We start from the raw sequence: 19,581 nt of genomic DNA on the forward strand, positions 1-19,581 counted from the left end.
AAGGCCCGTCCGGACTCAGTAATCGAGCAGGGGACGTCCGGTCGGCGCTGTTGCGGGTAATGCCGCAAGCCGGTGTTTTTCCTTCTCCGTTCGCTGGTGCCGGCTCTCCAGTGCGGCACAGCCCCAGACGATACCGAACAGGAGATAGACATGTCGCCAGTGGTCGATGTCGATGACATTGCCGATCAGCGCATGGCCGGCCATCATCACCCAGGCGATCATCAGATAAGGTTGCCACGGGCGGTCGCGCAGAAGATTGCGGAAGCCGATGATCAGCGTCCACCACATCAGGATGATGTAGCAGACGAAACCGAGCCAGCCGTATGTGGTGAGAGATTTTAGCCAGATATTGTGTTCGTCCTCGCCGAACATCTTTCCGAGCACCATCGGGCCAAGGCCAAGCGGATGTTCCATCGACATCAGAAAGCCCATCTTGTGCCGCTCGAAGCGACCAAGGCGCGCGCCGTCATATTCCTGCACCAGCTTTGCGCGGCTCTCGAACAGATCGTAGACCTTTTTCGATTGCATGGCGGCGGCCATGCCGATCGTCATCAGAAGAACTGCAGCGATCGAGAGAGAAAGAATTTTTAGTCGAAAGGCGCCCGTGCGCTCCTTCAGCAGCATGATTGCGACGAGTGCGATCGCTGAAAAGGCAAACAGCGCCCAGGCGGCACGCGAGAATGAAAGAAGCACGCCCAAAGACAGGACCATAAGGCCGGCGACTGCCAGCGGCGCCTCGGCAAGTTTGCCGTTCAGCAGGCGATAGATCAGGTAGAGGGCAGGCGGGACCAGATAGGGGCCGAACACGTTCGGATCCTGAAACGCGCCCTTGGCACGGTCATAGAGCGTGAAAATCTCGAATCCCGGCAGAGCATGGAAATAACCCAGAATGCCAAGCATGGACGTGATGACGGCAGCCGCCACCCATGCCTTGAAGATCAACGCCAGTCGGCGATGTTCATCCTCGATGATCGCTGCGTAAAACACCGAACTCAGTGCGAGGAAGAGCGACACCGCCATATACATCGGCCCGCCGGACATGTCCTTCATCACAGTGAGCGAAAACATGCCGCCGATATTGAAGAGCAGAAGCAGGATGAGCAGCGGTGCATTGGCGCGCGAAATTTTCAGGCCCAGCAGAAACCAGACGGCGATCTGTGCCGCCATGACCAGTTCATAGGGGGCGGGTTCCGAAATGACGAAGCCCGACAGGAACACGCCGAAAGCAACCATGATCGAGCCGCAGATCCGCAAGGCCGCAAGCTGCGGGCGGAACGGGCGGGTGGTGCTGTCGACAATCGCGCTCAATAGGCATTGTCCGTGTTGAGGAGGCGGACCGGCGTGAGGAACAGGATTTTCAAGTCGAGCAGGATCGACCAGTTCTCGATATAGTCCAGATCATGGGTGATGCGGGCGCGGATCTTCTCGTCGGTATCGATCTCGCCGCGCAGGCCATTGATCTGCGCCCAGCCGGTTACGCCCGGCTTGACGCGGTGGCGGGCAAAGTAACTTTCGACCACGTCCACATATTTGCGGTCGCCGGTCTGCGCTTGCACGGCGTGTGGGCGCGGGCCGACCAGCGAGAGATCGCCACGAAGCACGTTGAAGAACTGCGGCAGTTCATCCAGCGAGGATTTTCGGATGAACCGTCCGACGGGTGTCACGCGTGGATCGCCCTTTGTCACGGCCAGCTTGGCGGTCGGGTCGCCCAGATGCGTGTACATCGAACGGAATTTCAGGACGTTGATGATCTCATTGTTGAAGCCATGGCGCTTCTGCACGAACAGGATCGGTCCCGACGAGGTGAACTTCACCGCCAACGCGACGCCCAGCATGACCGGCCAAAGGAAGACGATCGCCAGAGCCGAAAAGAAGATATCGAACACGCGTTTGGCAACCGAATCCCAGTCGCGGATCGGTTTGTCGAAAATGTCGAACATCGGCACCGCGCCGACATGGCTGTATGCACGCGGGCGAAAACGCAGGCGGTTGGCATGTGCGGCAAGACGAATATCGACCGGCAGCACCCAGAGTTTGCGAATGAGCTGGAGGATGCGATCTTCGGCCGTGGGCGGCAGTGCGATGATGAGCATGTCGATGCGGGCGAGCCTCGAAAATTCCACGAGTTCCGCGAAAGTGCCGAGCTTCGGGTAACCGGCAACCACTTCTGGAGAGCGATCGCTGCCTCGGTCATCGAAGATGCCGCAGATGCGGATGTCGTTGTCGGGCTGGCGCTCGAGTGCGCGCGCCAATTCCTTGGCGGGCTGACCGCCCCCAACGATCACGGCGCGGCGTTCCATGATGCCATTGCGCGACCAGTTTCGGATTGCGAAGGCGATAAGAAAGCGTTCGACGAGAAGAATACCTGCCCCGCCGAGAACCCAGACCAGCAATCCCACGAAGGTTGGCGCACCATCGGCAACAAGAAGAAGGCCCGTACTGATGGCAATGCCGATTGCCCAGCTGCCCAGAACGCGCATACGCGTGCGGCCGGAAGCGCGAATGCTGGGGATCTGGTAGGCGTCGGCAAGCTGCAGCAGCAGAACCGTCAAGGCCGCGCCTGCACCAATCACCGAAAAGCGGATGGCAAGCGAACGCTCTTCAGGACCAAAAAACAGCTCCGCAAGCAAGCCGATGGCCAGCATCAGCAGAAATTCCAGCAGCCGATATTGGCCGATCAGCATGGAAGGCGAATAGTTTTCGTCGCGGAACTGCTCGGCAACCTGGCGAGCGAGCGGATTGAGTTCCACCGGTTCATGCGGTTCCGGGGTAGAGGCAACGCCATCCGAAACGCGGCGACGCAAAGCCTCGATATCGAACTGTTCCTGACCTTCGAGCTTGCTCATCATGTGCGATCTCGTCTTAACCGAACAGATGGGATAACACGATATTTGGTAAGAAATCGTTTAGGGCTTGGCTCTATTGCCGCCTGTCAGGTCTCGATATAGCTCCAGCATCTGGTTGGCCATCGCCGAGGCGGAAAACACCGCTCGGAAGGCCGATCGTGCTGGCATGACGTCCTCGCGCCACGTCGGGTTGGTCAATGCATCGACCATAACATGGGCGAGGTCTGCCGGATCGCCGGGTATGGCAAGGGCGGGGCTGTCGACGCCAAGGATTTCGGGAACGCCGCCGACACGTGTTGCGATTACCGGTTTTTCTGCGGCCAATGCCTCTATGACGATATAAGGCATGGCTTCCGCTCGCGAGGGAACGACGACATTGCGGGCAAGCGCAAAGGCCTGCCGGGCAGGCATGGCTTCCAGCATGCGGATGCGGCGGCCAAGGCCACGTTCTGCCATCATTCTGAAATACCGATCGCGATCCGGCCCGTCGCCGACCATCACGGCTGAAAGCGTATGTCCGACCGCCCGCTCGGCCCGTCCGAACGCATCGATGAATTTGTCCGGTCCTTTAAGGTCGCGCAACATGCCGATGTAAAGGAAATCGGCGCAGTCTTCGGCTGGTGTCACAGGCCCGAATTCGCTGTCGCGGACGCCATTGTAGATCACCCGCGAACGTGTGGTGATCGGGCCGATCTTGCTTTCATAAGCCTTGCGCTCGAATTCGCAGACGAAAACAAGGCTGTCGGTGTAACGCTCCTGAAGCCGTTCGAGCTTCAGGATGAGCCGGCCGGACGGTTTTGACCGGTCGTAATGCAGGCTGCCCCCGTGGGGCGAATAGAGGCGGGCTACGCGATACCTGTTTACCCGCAGGGCTGAGCCGATGAGCCGTGCCAGAACGCCACCCTTGGCGCCATGACCGTGCAAAACATCCGGCTGCAAGCTCTTGATGTGCTTGTAGCTCTTGTAGAGCGCATTCAGGTCCGACGGCGCAACGGATCGCCGGATCGGAATGCGTATGAGGCCGAGCGATAGCTGCGGCCTGATGGCGTCGAACAGCCGCTCTTCGTGCGCGCCGCCCGTGGAACTGTCGCAGAGAATGCCGACCTCGTGGCCGGCCGCCCGATGCTCCTCTACCAGATCGCGGACATGGCGGAAGATACCGCCGACCGGTGACCTGAAGCAGTGGATAATCCTGAGGGGGCGCTCCGCTGGGGACATCTGCGAGCGATCAGAAGAGGCGCTCGCGGACGTAGATCGTATCGCCGGCAAGCACGGCGCTGGAGATCGAGGTCCGGCCGGTGATGCTGCGCCCGTTGATCTTGCGGGTCACGTCGATATCGCGCTGGTTGCCGCGTGGCGTAAAGCCGCCGGCAATGGCGATTGCATTCTGCGCAGTCATGCCCGGCACGTAGGAATACTGGCCGGGGCGACCCACTTCGCCCATCACGAAGACAGGGCGATAACGGTCCATTTCGATGGTGACGTCGGGATCGCGCAGATATCCCTGTTTGAGCTTTGCGGCGATCGCGCCTTCAAGCGCCACCATGGTCTGGCCACGCGCCGCCACCTGGCCGATCAGCGGGAAGGAAATATAACCGGCCTGATCGACGGTATAGGTGTTGGTCAGGCCCGTCTGCTCGAACACGCTGACGCGCAAACGGTCACCGCTGTCCAGCCGGTAGGGCTGGATCGTTGCCTGCTGAAAGCTTTTAGGAGCCGGCTGATAGGTGTTGCAGGCGCCAAGCATCGTTGTCGCCGCGAGCGCGGCAACCAATGCGATTTTTGATCTTGAACGGGCGAACGACATTTCGCGACAAGGCTCCGGCAATCAGACGATGACAGTCGTTATCGATCCATTAGGGTTAATGGCGGGTAAAGAGAAATGGAAATTCGTGTAATGCGGAAGATTTTTGCAGCGCACAACTTCATGGGGCAAAGCATTAACGGTCAAGTTACCATAATCCTCTAGGCTACGAGCCTTGTTTCCCAATGGGCAGTCTCTGAGTACGGAGTGTGGCATGTCAACGAACAGCAATCAGGACGTGGATATCGACCTCCGGCAGCTGTTTTCGGCTGTCTGGGAGCGCAAGAAAACGATCCTCACTGCAACCGCGCTGGCGGCCGTCTTCGCCTTTGTCGGCTCCAGCATGATGACGCCGGCCTACAAGGCGGAGAGCCGGATCCTGATCGAAAATCGTGCGCCCTCGCTGAATGGCTTGCCTGATCCAGCCGGCGCCAACGACCCTGTTCTTGACGCGCTCAACATCCAGAGCCAGGCGCAGCTTTTGCAATCGACCGACCTGATCAAGCAGGTCGCGCGCGAGATGAAGCTAAGCGAGCGCAAGGAATTCGATCCGGCCGCCCATTCATCCCTTCCGAACCCGCTGGTCATGCTCGGCCTTCAGCAGAATCCGCTTGATCTGCCGCCGGAAGACCGGGTGATGAAAGTATTTCGCGAAAAACTGCAGGTCTATCCCGTCGAAGGATCCCGCGTCATCGCGATCGAGTTCAGTTCGGAAGACGCCAAGCTGGCGGCCGCGGTTCCCAACCGCATCGCTGACGTTTACCTGAGCATGCAGAGTGGCGCGAAGCTCGACAGCCATGCGGAAGCAGCCAAATGGCTGGAGCCGGAAATCGCCGCGCTGACGAAGCGCGTCAATGAGGCGGAAAAGAAAGTGGCCGATTACCGCTCGTCGTCCGGCCTGTTCCGCACCAGTGACACCAACAATCTTTCCAACCAGCAGCTCAACGACATCTCCGCCGAACTTGCGCGGGTAAGAGGGGAGCGCGCCAATGCCGAGGCGCGGGCGCAGAATGTTCGTAACGCGCTCGAGGCCGGACGCCCGTCCGATACGTTGAGCGATGTCGTCGGCTCGGCGATGATCCAGCGTCTGAAGGAAACCGAGGCCAGTCTGCAGGGCCAGATCTCGGATCTTTCCACGTCGCTGATGGAGGGCCATCCACGCCTCAAAGGGCTGCGTGCCCAGTTGTCCGGCATCCGCCAACAGATCCAGAGCGAAACGCGCAAGATTCTGGCCAGCATTGAAGGCGAATCCAACGTCGCGCAGCTACGTGAGACGCAGCTGGTTCAGCAGCTCAATGGTCTGAAAGCCGATTCCGCACGTGCCGGCGAAGAGGAAGTCGGCCTGCGTGCGCTGGAGCGTGAAGCGACCGCCCAGCGTCAATTGCTCGAAACCTATCTCGCCCGTTACCGCGAAGCGACGTCGCGTATCGATCGTAGTTCGACGCCGGCCGATGCGCGTGTGATCTCGACGGCAGGTGAACCGGCCGAACCCTATTTCCCGAAAATCCTTCCGATTACCATCGTGGTTGCCCTCGCAACCCTGGTTGTTAGCACGATCGTCGTGCTGTTGGCCGCTCTTTTCAGCGGTCGCGGCCTGCGGCCCAGCAGTGTTGAAACTGTAGAGGTTGAACCCAAAGCTCCCGTCATGGCGCCGCCTGAGCCGGTCGTCAGACCTTCGGCGAAGCCGGAAGTTCCAGTGACGAAACCCGCGACGACCTTAGAACCGGCAACCACGCCCGTAGAGGCCGTCATTGCCAGTGAGGTGGTGCGGGCGCAGGACGATGCCTTCAGCATCGAAGCTGTTCGTGATTACATCATTGGCAGGAAAGTGCAGGTGGCCATTGCCGTTTCGCCGGGTGGAGATGAAGGCTCGACCGCAACCGTCATGCTGGCCCGCGAATTGGCCGAGGCCGGACGTAGCGTGGTCTTGGTCGATATGACCGGCTCATCCTGCCCAACCCGCCTGATGGCGAGCGGCAAGGCGCTTCCGGGAGTAACCAATCTCCTGACCGGCTCTGCGGCTTTCGCCGACACTATCCACCCCGACCGTCTGTCTGACGCTCATGTCGTGCCGCGCGGCACGGCCGATGGCGCGACCGCAATGCGCAGCGCCGATCGGCTCGGCATGATCATTGATGGTCTGGCAGGGGTTTACGATGTGGTTCTGGTGGAATGCGGTCCGGCTGAGATCGCCAATCTGTCGCGTCTGACGCGTGGAAAGGATGCCGATATCGTCATCTCCGCCCCGGGCTTTGATGAAAAGCGACTGGCGGAAACGGCGGAAACCTTCGAATCGGCAGGTTATAGCAACCTGATGATCATGGCCGGCACGACGCTGACGCCGCCGACCAAAAGCGATAGCGCCGGCCGTGCGGCGGCGCGCAACGGCCGACGGGCCGCCTGATCAGTCTTTTTCCGGGGTCGCAAGGGCCGGCGCCTGCCGGCCTGCACGCAGTCTCTGCAGCCAGGCGTAAATGGTGCGGTTGCGCTTGATGGCGCCCTTGGCCCGGTTTTTCGCAGCAAGAAGCAACATCATCAACCGGCCGCGTAAGGTGATCGGTACAAGCAGATCGTGGGTGACGGTCTCCACCGTACACCAACTGCGTTTGTACGGCTGGTCACCCACGCCGAAATCGAACAGCGCCGCGCCGGTCTGGCAGGCACGTTCGATCATCAGCCAGAACAACAGTTCTCCCGGACTGGCCTCTGGAACCAAATCATCGTCGATCGATCCAAACTGGCAGATCACATGGTCGCCCTTGCGTGAAAGGCCGGATATGGCGGCGATCATCCCGTTGTGATCCCCCTTCAGGCGGATTGCGTGCAGTTCGAGCGGCGTATCATTGCCCTGGTGGGAAACCGTCATCAGATTGCGAAAAAAAGCCCGTGTCTTGGGCGCCTGAAAGACATCGGGCAGGCGATGCAGGCGAAAACGCGCCGCCTTCTGCTCGAAAAAAACGTCCAGCAAGGCCTGTTTCTCGTCCGCGGTCTCCGCAACCACGTGTTCAAAGCCGCCTTTTTCCTGAAGGCGGCGCTGCTGTACGCGAAATTTCTTTCGCCGACGTTTGGCATGCACCTGCGAGAGCGTCTGTTCGAAACTGGCAAAAAGCGGGAGTTGGAAGGTATGGTTGGCGCCTTCGATGGCCGGCAGCCCGGTCAAGGGGTGGGCAATATCGCGCCAGATCAGCGGCACGGTTTCCAACGCGAGCAGATCGGCATGCCCTTTCAACAGGGACCGGAGCATGGCTGCAATCGCCTGCACAGCCTCACCATCGAGATACCGAAAGTCGTCATCCAGCAGGCCGCTGTTGATATTGTTGAAACGTCCGCCGAGAAAACGGGCAATAAGTCCGCCACCTTCCCGCACCGCTTCAAGCGGCAGGATCATAACCGTGCGGTCGTCCATCCGGCCGCATACGAGAAGCAGCGGGTTTTGATGGGCGGTCTGCCACGCGCGGCACCAGTCATAGGCCTGGTGCAGCGAATTCTGTGGCAGTGCCTCCAGTCGCCGCCAGTCGGCCTCGATATCCGCCATATGGGGTATAAGGGAAAGATGCAGGTTGGCAAACGGGAACGGCCGCGGGCTGACAAACGCCTCTTCGGGAGGCGCCGTCGCGTCGAGAACCGTCTCGAAATCGGTTTGGGGCCGCTGCACGCCTATCTCCGCCATCACATTCACGTGCGAAAATACAGGGGGAGTTGCAACAATCGGTTTATGCCCGCCAAGGGGCTGAGGATTCCAATCCGGGTGGTTAAGGCCCGGTCAATGCCGCAAAAGTTCAGGTACGCGGTGTTTTCGGTCCGGCCATCCATTTAATGATCACCATGGCCGGCAGGATCCACAGCAGGCCGGAAAGCAGGAAATACAGGAAGTGTACCCACCATGGCGAGGTGGCGAGAAGCAGCGAGGCGATCGTGGTGGCGGCCAGCGCATAAACGATCACCAGAATGATGATGAGGATCGTGCCGATGAAGCTTCTGAGGCGCGGATGCATTTTTTCGTCAAGCTCTCCCGTCAAGCCGCGACCGCATGCCGCAAAGCTGAAGGACTTGTTTTGCACGGGGGCATCGGGCAAAGCAACGGACAAAAGCGCGCAGCAAGACGCTCATAAACGCGGTCAGCAGGGATGAAACGGATGTCGGCGATGAATACGGCAGCAGAAGATTTGACAGTTGATGCGACAAAGGTGGCACGCAACCGCACGGCGGTTCGCTTGTGGCTGGCTTTCGTCATCTTCACGCTCTTCTGTCTTGTACTGGTCGGCGGGGCGACGCGTCTGACGGATTCCGGCCTGTCGATCACCGAATGGAAACCGATCCACGGTGTCATTCCGCCGCTTAATGCGGCCGAGTGGGAAGAGGAATTTCAGCTCTACCAGCGCATTCCGCAATACGAGCAGCTCAACAGCCACATGACGGTCGAGGATTTCAAGTCGATCTTCTGGTGGGAATGGGCACATCGTTTTCTGGCGCGCGCCATCGGCCTCATCTTTGCATTGCCGCTCGCATTCTTCTGGCTGACCGGCCGTATCGAGAAGCGTATCCGCTGGCCACTGGTCGGCACGCTGGCGCTTGGTGGGTTCCAAGGCTTTATCGGCTGGTGGATGGTGTCGTCCGGCCTGACGAAGCTGGTTAGTGTTTCACAATACCGTCTGGCCACGCATCTGGTCATTGCCTGTCTGATAATTGCCTCCTGCGTATGGATCATGCGCGGGTTAACGCCGCAGCGCCGTGATGCGCCACCGACACGTTATTCGGTCTGGGCTGCCGGCGGCATCGCCTTTTTGGCGCTGTTCCAGATCTATCTCGGTGCGCTGGTCGCCGGTCTCGATGCCGGGCTCAGCTACAATACCTGGCCGCTGATGGATGGCGCCTATATCCCGGCGGATCTCTTCATTCGAGATCCGTGGTGGATCAATCTGTTCGAGAACCACAAAACTGTTCAATTCGTGCATCGCTGTGGCGCCTATGTCATTCTGGCGGCGACACTGGTGCATATGCTGATCACGCTCTCGAAGGCGCCCTCCAGTGTCTATGCAACCCGCTCGATCATTCTGTTCGCGCTGGTCTGCGTACAGGCCGTGATCGGCATCCTGACGCTGCTCTGGCAGGTGCCGCTCGATCTGGCGCTGGCGCATCAGGGTGGCGCGCTGATCGTGCTTGGTTATGCCGTGGCGCATTGGCGGGGATATGTGGGCGAATACCCGGCCGAGATTGAGGGACGGGTTACGCGCTGACGGCGCCGGTATCGAGCAGTCGTCTCGCCACGTTGAAAAAGGCCAGGCGTTCGCTGGCATTGTCGCCAGCGGAAATCCTGTCGCCACCGTCGAGCGACCAGCAGATCGATAGACCTGCATGGGCGATGGCGTAACGCAGGATCTTTTCGCCGCTGCAGCCGATCGTGGCCGCAAACAGCCGGGTGAGCGTGAGGATCCGCGCTGGGTTTATGATATCCGCGAAAGCACCGTCCGGGTTTCCGAATATGTTTGCTACATCATAGGCGGGATCACCGATCAGGCCTTGTGGGTCGATCGCACGCCAGACGCCGTTTTCATCCGCGATGATGTTTTCATGGTGCAGGTCACCATGCAGCGGTCGGATGTTTTCCTGCGTGGCGATCAGATCGTCGGCGATCGCCGTGCAGACGGAAAAGATCTCGGAAAGCGGGTCATTCGCTTTGGCTGCTCGAACGTAGAGGGATTGAAAATGCCGCTTCAACGGCATGAATTCTGACGGTGGCGGTTTGGATGAGGGGGAATGTAACGCTTTCAGGATCTGGACGATGACGGCGTTTGACGCGTCCTCGCCATGCTTGAGGCGATAGTCGCGCAACAAGAGGCTGCCGGCATCCTCCAGCAGCGCTGCCGTTTCCGTTCGCTCCAGCAATCGGACGGCACCGCTGCCATCCCGCCAATCGAGAAAATCCAGACCGGGCAGTTCATGCAAGCCACTCGGCTTCAATTGTTTGACGATCGCATCCGTCCGGTTTTCGCATTGGACGCGATAGACAAAGCTACTGCGGGTATCGGCGAGGAGTTCGGAGGCGCGGATGCGCCACTTTTCTATCAGCGCCTCCGAAACGGTCGGGGTCACTTCCGCCATCACGCGGACAGCATCAGGTCCATATTCTGCACGGCCGCGCCCGAAGCGCCCTTGCCGAGATTGTCGAGCACTGCCACGAGATTGACGTGGTCACCGCCCGGCGTGCCGAACACGAAAAGCTTCATGTTGTCGGTGTTGACCATCTCTTCCGCATCAACGCGCGCGAGCTTGGCACTCTCTTCAAGCGGTACCACCGAAACGATGTTCTGGCCTGCATAATGGGCGGCGAGGGCCGCGTGGATCTTCTCGAGCGTCGCACCGTCAGCAAGATTTTCGATGAACAACGGTATTTGCACGATCATGCCCTGCGCAAAGCGACCGACCGATGGCGAAAACAGAGGCGAACGGTCCAGCAGGCCGTGGATCTTCATCTCCGGCATGTGTTTGTGCTTGAGCGTCAGGCCATAGAGGAAATTGTTGGCGGAGATAGCATCCTCGCGGGAAGCATCTTCCATCTGGCCGATCAACTGTTTGCCGCCGCCGGTATAACCGGAGACCGCATTGACCGAGACAGGATAACCATCCGGCAGCAGGCCGGCATTGCGCAGCGGTCGCAGAAGGGAAACCGCGCCGGTCGGATAACAACCCGGATTGGAAACATGGCGCGCGGAGCGGATTTTTTCAGCCTGGCCCTTGTCCAGCTCGGCAAAACCATAAGCCCAGTCGGGCGCGACGCGATAGGCAGTAGACGTGTCGATGATACGAACCGTGTTGTTGCCGGCAAGCATCGAGACGGCTTCCTTCGAAGCGTCGTCCGGCAGGCAAAGGATGGCTATATCTGCGCTGTTGAGCAGGTCTTCGCGCATGGCGGCATTGCGGCGCTCTGCTTCGGGAATGGACAGAAGCTCGACGTCGCGGCGGCCAGCCATGCGGGTGCGGATCTGCAGTCCCGTCGTGCCGTGTTCGCCATCGATGAAGATCTTTGCTGTCATGGTCGTTATCCCATAAAATCAGTAGCTTGGATATTCGGCCAGGGAGAGCCCCCGGCCGGTTCAGTTCGGGTTTCATGGCTGAGCAAGACGCTCGGCTTTCAGCCCGAGCATATACATTGCAACGGTTGCCCCGGCAATGGCGGTGATATCGGCATGGTCATAGGCTGGCGCGACCTCGACCACGTCCGCGCCGCGGATATCGAGCGGCCCGAGCTTGCGAAGGACAGACAGGATCTTGGCGCTTGACGGGCCGCCGGCCACCGGCGTGCCGGTGCCGGGCGCGAAGGCCGGATCGAGGCAGTCGATATCGAAGGTCAGATAGACGGGCCGGTAGCCGACATGGGCAAGAATCCGGTCCGCGATCTGCTGAGCGGTCAAATCCTCGACCTCATGGCCGTGCATGATTTTGATGCCGAAATCGTCCGGCGCATGGGTGCGGATGCCGATCTGGATGGAATGGTCCGCATCGATCACGCCTTCGCGCACGGCGCGCGCCACGAAGGAGCCGTGGTCGATCCGTTCTCCGTCGTCATCCCACGTATCCTGATGGGCATCGAAATGAACGAGGGCGAGAGGGCCATGTTTTTTCGCATGCGCTTTCAAAAGCGGCCAGGTGACAAAATGATCGCCGCCCAGCGACAACAGGAACGCGCCCGACATGATGATCTTCGTCGCCTCCGCCTCGATCAGGCCGGGTGCCTTCTGGTGGTTGCCGTAATCGAGCAGGACGTCGCCGTAATCCACCACGGCCATGGCTTCGAAAAGGTCACGCGAAAACGGGTATTGCGGATCGTTGTCGAAAATCGCGGAGGCACGGCGGATCGCCTGTGGTCCGAAACGGGCGCCGGGCCGGTTGGAAACGGCGGCATCGAAGGGAATACCGAGTACGACCGCATCGGCGCCATCGACATCCTTGCTGTAGCGGCGGCGCATGAAGGACAGGGCTCCGGCATAGGTCGGATCCGTGGCCGCGCCGCGCATCGAACGGGCGGTAAAGGCGTTGTCGATCGATCTGCTGGCCATGCTCTGTCCTATCTGTCGAAGCCGTAGGCGCGCTCCACCCTGGCGATGCGCACCTGATAATCCTCGTACCAGCGCTCGCGTCCAAGTTTTTGGGCCGCCTCATGTGACACGACCGCCTTCCAGGCACGAATGCTGTCCTCATCCGCCCAATAGGAATTGGTAATGCCGAACCCGTCAATGCCGCGGGCGCTTTCGACGCCGAGAAAACCCGGCTGCCGGCTGGCGAGGGAGACCATGGTGTCGGCCATATTTCCGTATCCGTTGTCGCCCTCGGTGCGACAGGAGGAGAAGGCGACTATGTAATAGGGCGGTTGCGGAAGACGCGCGAAGGGGGAGGGAGACGGTAGCGACATCGATGATTCCCTTTTGGAAAATGGTTCGCACCCAGTTTGGCCAGCATCCGTTGATGGGCAAATGTGAAATCTTGATCGATGCCGTGCAAACGAAAAAAGGCGGAGCCAAAGCCCCGCCTTTCCAAAAGTCCGTAGATCCTGAAACGATTAACGCTTCGAGAACTGGAACGAACGGCGGGCCTTGGCCTTACCGTACTTCTTACGCTCGACGACGCGGCTGTCGCGGGTCAGGAAGCCACCCTTCTTCAGGACCGAGCGCAGGCCCGGTTCGAAGTAGGTGAGAGCCTTGGAAACGCCGTGACGAACAGCACCGGCCTGACCGGACAGACCACCACCGGCGACGGTGGCGATGATGTCGAACTGACCCGTACGCGCTGCTGCGACCAGCGGCTGCTGCAGGATCATCTGCAGAACCGGACGGGCGAAGTAGGTCGTGAAGTCACGGCCGTTGATGATGATCTTGCCGGAGCCAGCCTTGACCCATACGCGGGCGATGGCGTTCTTGCGCTTGCCGGTGGCGTAGGAGCGGCCCTGTGCATCGACCTTGCGGACGTGAACCGGTGCAGCTGCCTGACCTTCGGCCGAAGCGAGGTCCTTCAGGGAGGAGAGATCGGCCATTATCAGGCGCTCCTTACGTTCTTGCTGTTCAGCGAAGCCACGTCGAGAGCGACCGGCTGCTGTGCTTCATGAGGATGGTTCGAGCCGGCGTAGACGCGCAGGTTCTTGAGCTGACGACGGCCGAGCGGGCCGCGCGGGATCATGCGCTCGATAGCCTTCTCGAGAACGCGCTCGGGGAAGCGGCCTTCGATGATGGCGCGTGCAGTGCGCTCCTTGATACCGCCCGGGTGACCGGTGTGCCAGTAGTACTTCTTGTCGGAATACTTCTTGCCGGTGAAGACGCACTTTTCCGCGTTGATGATGATGACATTGTCACCGTCGTCGACGTGCGGGGTGTAGGTGGCCTTATGCTTGCCGCGAAGGCGCATGGCAACGAGGGTGGCGAGGCGACCGACAACGAGCCCTTCGGCGTCGATGATGATCCACTTCTTCTCCACCTCTGCAGGCTTCTGAACGAAGGTCGACATGGTGTTACTCTTTCTTTTGGACCCGTGCCGGCAGATACAGGATCTATCGGCGGGCGTTTCTTGTTGCTTGGCTTGGTCCCTTGCGGCACCAAAAAGAAAGCGGGCCACGAGGGTCCGCATTTCTGCTGCGGCTTATAAGCGCGAGGCGACAGAGCGTCAAGGCGAGTGAATTTGCGCGATGGAAAATTACGCCAGCAAAAACAATGGGTTGATTATGTGGTATTTTAAAACCACACAAAAGATCGGCGAATCCCGGTGGTTTCGGCGCTGATGCGACCGCATATAACCGTGAAAGACATTCAGTGGAGACCCTATGATGAACCACGACGCTTATGAACCCGCCTATATTTCCGCCATCCTGAAGGATACCAAAACCATCGCGCTGCTCGGGGCATCGCCCAATCCGGATAGGCCAAGCAACCGCGTCATGGCCTTCCTTCTGTCCAAGGGCTACCAGGTGTTTCCCGTCAATCCGGGGCAGGCGGGCAAGCAGATCCTCGGCCAGACGGTTTATGCAAAACTGGCCGACGTACCGCAGCCAGTCGATCTGATCGACGTGTTTCGCGCGGCCGAATATCTGGATAGCGTGGTGGACGAGGCGGTTGCGCTCGACACCAAACCCAAGACCATCTGGGGGCAGCTTTCGGTGCGTGACGACAAGGCGGCGCAGAAGGCCGAAGCCGCAGGCATCAGCGTCGTTATGGATCGTTGCCCGGCCATCGAATATCCGCGCCTTGGCCTTTGAGTTTTTCGCTCTGGCGCCCGTACAGTCTTGGCGTTAATCTCGGCGCCAAGGCCGGAGGCGGCCTGCAGCCCGCGGTTTGAGAAAACCATGGCGAACGCCTCCAGACACCGATCCTGAACGTTTCCCGTCAGGCGAAGGCGTTGGCAATGCGGGCACCGACGAAAACTTTCGCCGTCTGACGAAGGAACGGATCATGCGCGATCATCGCGATGCAAAGGCCATGGCCAAAACACTGGCGCAGGAACTCAGCGCCCGCGACGTATCTATTACCCACTCCGAAGCACTCGAAATCGTCGCCCGGCAATTTGGGCTGGCGAACTGGAATATTCTGAGTTCGAGGCTTGAACCGAGGGAAGGGGAAAGCCCCATCACCTTCGAGCGAACCGTACCGATCGTGCGCATTTTCGATGTCGCCAAGGCGCACGAATTCTATCTCGGCTTTCTTGGTTTTTCCGTCGATTGGGAACATCGTTACGGCGAGAATTTTCCGCTCTATACGCAGGTCTCGCGCGGCGGCCTGCAGCTGCACCTCTCGGAACATGCAGGTGACGCCACACCCGGCGGCACGACGGTTGTTTACATGAAGGGCGCGCGCGCCTTCCAGAAAGAGCTGATCGATAAGGAATATCGCTACATGAAGCCGGGGTTGGAAGAGGTGGATGGGCGGCTGGAAGTGACGGTGACCGATCCCTTCAACAACCGCATTCGTTTCATGGAGATCGTGGACGGGTAATCGCTGCGAGGCCGGGCTTGCGCATCAAGGGGAAACCGACAACGGCTTCCGTCACGGCGATGCGTAGACTGTAATAAGTCCTATGGCGTGGATCGCGCACCCTATCCCTGCGCGGCGCCATATGCCCGGCCAGCGTCTTCCTCCTCGAATGCCGTGATCAATCCAGAAGCAGGTTCGGCTGTGCCCGCATGGCATTCAACTCGTCCGAATTGCCGCAATAATGACCGAACTGTTTCCCGGCATTGCCGTTGCTCAGGTCGCGCCGACAGCGCGACTTGGCGGAACACTTTGCGCAGCGCAGCTGCATATCGCGAAACAGAACCGGGTGCTGCAACAGAACCTCCACCGGATCGATGCCGAGATGGCGCATCATCGCCAGCATTTCGTCGGCCGCGTCCGGTCCCGCCCGCGCCAGCCGCACCAGATCCTGCGGCGAGATGCTGCAATCGCGGGCGATGCTGGAAATCATCCGCTCGTCCATTGTTGCGATCACTTCCGCTTCGGAAGCGGCGTTATAGGCTTTGGCGCACCAGCGCAGGAACCGGCCTGCGAGACCCGGTTCGTATGGGTTGGCGGCATCCGGTCTGGCGATCTCGGTCACGGCCATGTCTCCTCTCTTTCCAAGGAGATTAGAGATGTTGAAAATATATGCCTTGATCACAATCAACTGCGGAGATTTTCTGTGTATCGCTGCCCGCGCGGGTTGGTAAAACGATATGAGAAATGGGACGAAGCGGGCTGAAGGCCCCAATGAGCGAGGACGATGACATGCCGACACGCGATCCCGGATTTTCGACGCTTGCGGTCCATGCCGGCGCGGCGCCCGACCCGACCACCGGCGCGCGCGCCACGCCGATCTACCAGACGACCTCCTTCGTGTTTCAGGACAGCGATCATGCGGCCGCCCTGTTCGGCCTGCAACAGTTCGGTAATATCTATACCCGTATCATGAACCCCACCCAGGCGGTGCTGGAGGAGCGGGTGGCCGCACTCGAAGGCGGCACGGCGGCACTCGCCGTCGCTTCCGGCCATGCGGCGCAGATGCTGGTTTTCCATACGATCATGCAACCGGGCGACAATTTTATTGCTGCCAAGCGTCTTTACGGCGGCTCGATCAACCAGTTCGGCCACGCCTTCAAGAATTTCGACTGGCACGTGCGCTGGGCCGACGTCTTTGACTCGCAGACGTTCGAAAGCCAGATCGACGAGCGCACCAAGGGCATTTTCATCGAGAGCCTCGCCAACCCCAATGGCACCTTCGTCGATATTGCCGCAATCGCCGAAGTGGCCCGCCGCCACGACCTGCCGCTGATCGTCGACAACACCATGGCCAGCCCCTATCTGGTCCGCCCACTCGAACACGGCGCCGATATCGTCATCCATTCGCTGACCAAGTTTTTAGGCGGTCACGGAAATTCCATGGGCGGCATCATCGTCGATGGCGGCACGTTCGACTGGTCCCAATCCGGCAAATATCCGATGCTGTCGGAGCCGCGCCCGGAATATGCGGGCATCGTGCTGCATCAGGCGTTTGGCAATTTCGCTTTCGCGATCGCCTGCCGTGTTCTCGGTCTGCGCGATCTCGGCCCCGCCATCTCGCCCTTCAACGCCTTTTTGATCCTCACCGGCATCGAAACACTGCCGCTCCGCATGCAGAAACACAGCGACAATGCAGCGGCCGTCGCTCAGTGGCTGAAGGGGGAGGAAAAGGTCGGCTGGGTCAGTTATGCCGGTCTCGCCGACGATCCAAACAACGCATTGCAGAAACGCTATTCGCCCAAGGGAGCAGGCTCCGTCTTCACCTTCGGCCTCAAGGGCGGATACGAAGCGGGCAAGACGCTGGTGGAAAATCTAAAGCTGTTTTCGCATCTGGCGAATATCGGCGACACCCGATCGCTGGTCATCCACCCGGCCTCCACCACGCATCGCCAGTTGTCAGAGGAGCAGCAGGCGGCGGCCGGTGCCGGGCCGGATGTGGTGCGCCTGTCGATCGGCATCGAGGATGCGGCCGACATCATCGCCGACCTCCGGCAGGCTCTCATGAAAGTAAACTGAAGAACAACAAATATCTCGTCAGCGGCGTCGCTTCAGATATCCTTGGTGCTGTTCGGTCAGGGGCAGGGGGACCAAGACGATGTTTGGCAGGAGGCCGCCAACGCAAAACGAACTTGATCTAGATGTGGCAGCGCATAGGGAAGGCATCGAAAATCCTCCCTTCGATTTAGTGTTGCCGGATCACAGACGTCCTGCTTCTCTCGATATGATGGGCTTTGCCAGAATTGATAATGCTGACCGCGAGTTTTTTGAGAGAACGGAACTTCTCGGTAGCTGGTTCGACCGTTTGTTCGGCAATATTCCATGGCGAGCGATCGAAACCGACAAAGCCTTATTAGAGTGGTGGGTTGGACATATGGGCGAAGGACTGACCGGCCGGCACTTCGATCTCTACTTCCACCAATTAAGGGCTGGCGCTCTCGCTATCGGGGCTGAAGGGGATTTTAGCGACAAGCCAGGAGAGGTCAGGATCAGCCTGACCCTAAAATATCCGTTCCTGTATCGCTATGACGATATCCACGACATGCTTCGGCTGCTCATCGGCCAGATCAGCGAGGGCACGCGGGAGGATATCCTTTGGCGAGAGCAAGAGGTCACTGGTGCGTTACTTGGGACTTTGTGGGACATGAGACACAATGAGGCCTACCGGTTTACCTTCACTCAAGCCGGTCCGGCAACGAAGATGTTCTCCATCCTCGGCAGAGAGCGCTGATTTCCGATGAACAGCAGGCGGCCGCCGGTGCTGGACCGGATGTGGTGCGCCTGTCGATCGGCATCGAGGATGCGGCCGACATTATCGCCGATCTCCGGCAGGCTCTGGCAAAAGTCATCTGACGCTTCTATAGAAGCCGCTCATGTAATCATTTCTACACAGTCGGCCGGTATCGGCTGCCTGTGTCGGCAGCTGTGAAAGTGTTGGCCGAAAGAAATTCAGAGAAGGGGTAGGGGGCAAAGGTCCCCATTCCAGTGGAGAATACCCGTGAGCGAGCAGTCACTGCTTCGGCTGTCCATCGCCGTCACGGCCGCGCTTGCGGCATTCGGCATAACCGTCGGTCTCGTATCCGGCTCGTTTGCGATCGTTTTCGACGGCTTCTATTCCCTGACCGATGCGTTCATGACCCTGCTGGCTTTGCTGGTGTCGAAGCTGATCGTCACCTCCGCCCAGCCGACAGCGAAGGGCAAGCTGATCGATCGTTTCAGCGTCGGTTTCTGGCATTTGGAGCCGATGGTGCTCGGCCTCAACGGCACGCTGCTGATGGGGGCCGCGATCTATGCCTTCATCAGCGCCGTCGAAAGCCTGATGTCCGGCGGCCGGCCGATCGATTTCGGCCCAGCGGTGATCTTCACCGTGGTCACCGTCACGGTGTCGCTCGTCATGTGGCTGTTCTGCCGCCGTGCCAATCGCAAGCTCAACTCCAATTTTATCGCGCTCGATACCCAGGCCTGGCTGATGACGGCGGCGCTGACCTCGGCTTTGCTGGTCGCCTTCGGTGTGGGCCATGCCATCGAGGGCACGCAATATGCGTGGGCGACGCCATATATCGATCCGGGTGCGCTGGCGATCATCTGCCTGGTCATCGCCCCGGTGCCGCTCACTCATGTCAGGCAGGCCATTGCCGATATCCTGTTGGTGACGCCGATCGAATTGAAAAACCATGTCGATGCGGTGGCTGAAGCCATCGTCGAGCGTCATGGTTTTTTGTCCTATCGCGCATATGTCGCGCGTGTCGGTCGTGGCAAACAGATCGAGTTGTTCTTCATCGCGCCGTCCGAATGGCCGGCCCGCCACCTGTCGGAATGGGATGCAATCCGCGACGAGATCGGCGATGCGATCGGCGACGAGGGGCCAGACAGGTGGCTGACCATCGTCTTTACCAGCGATCCGGAATGGGCGGATTAGGAT

General features: G+C 59.6%; 20 protein-coding genes and 1 pseudogene. 8 read left to right on the forward strand and 13 right to left on the reverse strand.

The window, feature by feature from the left end:
* Window positions 1-15: 15 nt before the first annotated feature.
* The 4 genes from ACRQ1B_RS15200 to ACRQ1B_RS15215 are packed head-to-tail and all read right to left on the reverse strand — an operon-like array spanning window position 16 to window position 4,653.
* The gene (locus ACRQ1B_RS15200) at window positions 16-1,308 is read right to left on the reverse strand and encodes an O-antigen ligase family protein (RefSeq protein WP_432294552.1); all 1,293 of its coding nucleotides are present in this window, start codon (window positions 1,306-1,308) and stop codon (window positions 16-18) included.
* Window positions 1,305-2,846, reverse strand: coding sequence for an undecaprenyl-phosphate glucose phosphotransferase (locus tag ACRQ1B_RS15205; protein WP_432294624.1), 1,542 nt, complete (start codon window positions 2,844-2,846; stop codon window positions 1,305-1,307). Before ACRQ1B_RS15205 ends, ACRQ1B_RS15200 begins: the two co-directional genes overlap by 4 nt.
* Window positions 2,847-2,906: 60 nt before the next feature.
* Window positions 2,907-4,064: a glycosyltransferase family 4 protein gene (locus ACRQ1B_RS15210; protein WP_432294553.1), complete on the reverse strand. Its 1,158-nt coding sequence runs from the start codon at window positions 4,062-4,064 to the stop codon at window positions 2,907-2,909.
* A gap of 10 nt (window positions 4,065-4,074) precedes the next feature.
* Entirely contained in the window at window positions 4,075-4,653 is a 579-nt protein-coding gene (locus ACRQ1B_RS15215; RefSeq protein ID WP_432294554.1) for a polysaccharide biosynthesis/export family protein, read from the reverse strand.
* Between the two features lie 211 nt (window positions 4,654-4,864).
* Between ACRQ1B_RS15215 and ACRQ1B_RS15220 the strand changes: the two genes are divergently transcribed.
* Window positions 4,865-7,054, forward strand: a complete 2,190-nt coding sequence (locus tag ACRQ1B_RS15220; protein ID WP_432294555.1) for a GumC family protein — start codon at window positions 4,865-4,867, stop codon at window positions 7,052-7,054.
* Here ACRQ1B_RS15220 and ACRQ1B_RS15225 read toward each other — a convergent pair whose 3' ends face one another.
* On the reverse strand, window positions 7,055-8,305 hold the full coding sequence (locus tag ACRQ1B_RS15225) for a GNAT family N-acetyltransferase (protein ID WP_432294557.1): 1,251 nt from the start codon (window positions 8,303-8,305) through the stop codon (window positions 7,055-7,057). It lies immediately after the preceding gene.
* 124 nt (window positions 8,306-8,429) lie between these two features.
* A complete protein-coding gene (locus tag ACRQ1B_RS15230; protein WP_432294625.1) occupies window positions 8,430-8,645 on the reverse strand; it encodes a DUF2842 domain-containing protein in 216 nt (71 codons plus the stop codon).
* Between the two features lie 141 nt (window positions 8,646-8,786).
* Here ACRQ1B_RS15230 and ACRQ1B_RS15235 point away from each other — a divergent pair, with 141 nt between their 5' ends.
* Entirely contained in the window at window positions 8,787-9,887 is a 1,101-nt protein-coding gene (locus ACRQ1B_RS15235) for a COX15/CtaA family protein (RefSeq protein ID WP_432294558.1), read from the forward strand.
* On the opposite strand, the gene ACRQ1B_RS15240 is transcribed toward ACRQ1B_RS15235, so the two are convergent.
* The 6 genes from ACRQ1B_RS15240 to rplM form a co-directional block, all read right to left on the reverse strand.
* Complete coding sequence (locus ACRQ1B_RS15240) at window positions 9,877-10,752, reverse strand: aminoglycoside phosphotransferase family protein (RefSeq protein ID WP_432294559.1); 876 nt, start codon at window positions 10,750-10,752, stop codon at window positions 9,877-9,879. The genes ACRQ1B_RS15235 and ACRQ1B_RS15240 overlap by 11 nt on opposite strands.
* A complete protein-coding gene (gene argC / locus ACRQ1B_RS15245) occupies window positions 10,752-11,684 on the reverse strand; it encodes an N-acetyl-gamma-glutamyl-phosphate reductase (RefSeq protein ID WP_432294561.1) in 933 nt (310 codons plus the stop codon). Before argC ends, ACRQ1B_RS15240 begins: the two co-directional genes overlap by 1 nt.
* A gap of 72 nt (window positions 11,685-11,756) precedes the next feature.
* Window positions 11,757-12,707, reverse strand: coding sequence for an agmatinase (speB, locus tag ACRQ1B_RS15250; RefSeq protein ID WP_432294562.1), 951 nt, complete (start codon window positions 12,705-12,707; stop codon window positions 11,757-11,759).
* 8 nt (window positions 12,708-12,715) lie between these two features.
* Window positions 12,716-13,060 carry an antibiotic biosynthesis monooxygenase family protein gene (locus ACRQ1B_RS15255; RefSeq protein ID WP_432294563.1) on the reverse strand — a complete coding sequence of 115 codons (345 nt, stop codon included), beginning with the start codon at window positions 13,058-13,060 and terminating at the stop codon, window positions 12,716-12,718.
* Between the two features lie 147 nt (window positions 13,061-13,207).
* Window positions 13,208-13,678 carry a 30S ribosomal protein S9 gene (rpsI, locus tag ACRQ1B_RS15260; RefSeq protein WP_427571001.1) on the reverse strand — a complete coding sequence of 157 codons (471 nt, stop codon included), beginning with the start codon at window positions 13,676-13,678 and terminating at the stop codon, window positions 13,208-13,210.
* A 2-nt stretch (window positions 13,679-13,680) separates the two neighbouring features.
* Window positions 13,681-14,145: a 50S ribosomal protein L13 gene (rplM, locus tag ACRQ1B_RS15265; protein WP_112728417.1), complete on the reverse strand. Its 465-nt coding sequence runs from the start codon at window positions 14,143-14,145 to the stop codon at window positions 13,681-13,683.
* A 316-nt stretch (window positions 14,146-14,461) separates the two neighbouring features.
* On the opposite strand from rplM, the gene ACRQ1B_RS15270 reads away from it, so the two are divergent.
* On the forward strand, window positions 14,462-14,890 hold the full coding sequence (locus ACRQ1B_RS15270) for a CoA-binding protein (protein ID WP_432294626.1): 429 nt from the start codon (window positions 14,462-14,464) through the stop codon (window positions 14,888-14,890).
* A gap of 193 nt (window positions 14,891-15,083) precedes the next feature.
* Window positions 15,084-15,623: a glyoxalase superfamily protein gene (locus ACRQ1B_RS15275; RefSeq protein WP_432294564.1), complete on the forward strand. Its 540-nt coding sequence runs from the start codon at window positions 15,084-15,086 to the stop codon at window positions 15,621-15,623.
* Window positions 15,624-15,780: 157 nt separating this feature from the next.
* On the opposite strand, the gene ACRQ1B_RS15280 is transcribed toward ACRQ1B_RS15275, so the two are convergent.
* Window positions 15,781-16,230 (reverse strand): DUF6455 family protein, encoded by a 450-nt coding sequence (locus ACRQ1B_RS15280; protein ID WP_432294565.1) that lies wholly within the window; start codon window positions 16,228-16,230, stop codon window positions 15,781-15,783.
* Between the two features lie 161 nt (window positions 16,231-16,391).
* Here ACRQ1B_RS15280 and ACRQ1B_RS15285 point away from each other — a divergent pair, with 161 nt between their 5' ends.
* The 4 genes and pseudogenes from ACRQ1B_RS15285 to ACRQ1B_RS15300 all read left to right on the forward strand — a co-directional run bounded on the left by ACRQ1B_RS15285 (window position 16,392) and on the right by ACRQ1B_RS15300 (window position 19,578).
* Complete coding sequence (locus ACRQ1B_RS15285; RefSeq protein ID WP_432294627.1) at window positions 16,392-17,678, forward strand: O-acetylhomoserine aminocarboxypropyltransferase; 1,287 nt, start codon at window positions 16,392-16,394, stop codon at window positions 17,676-17,678.
* Window positions 17,679-17,757: 79 nt separating this feature from the next.
* Entirely contained in the window at window positions 17,758-18,390 is a 633-nt protein-coding gene (locus ACRQ1B_RS15290) for a hypothetical protein (protein ID WP_432294566.1), read from the forward strand.
* Window positions 18,390-18,512, forward strand: a pseudogene (locus ACRQ1B_RS15295) (PLP-dependent transferase); the annotation flags it as partial. The gene ACRQ1B_RS15290 and the pseudogene ACRQ1B_RS15295, both read left to right, overlap by 1 nt.
* A gap of 145 nt (window positions 18,513-18,657) precedes the next feature.
* A complete protein-coding gene (locus ACRQ1B_RS15300) occupies window positions 18,658-19,578 on the forward strand; it encodes a cation diffusion facilitator family transporter (RefSeq protein WP_432294567.1) in 921 nt (306 codons plus the stop codon).
* The last annotated feature ends 3 nt before the right edge of the window (window positions 19,579-19,581 follow it).

The sequence above is a fragment of the Endobacterium panacihumi genome (assembly GCF_050847465.1).
GTDB classification, from domain to species: Bacteria; Pseudomonadota; Alphaproteobacteria; order Rhizobiales; family Rhizobiaceae; genus Neorhizobium; species Neorhizobium panacihumi.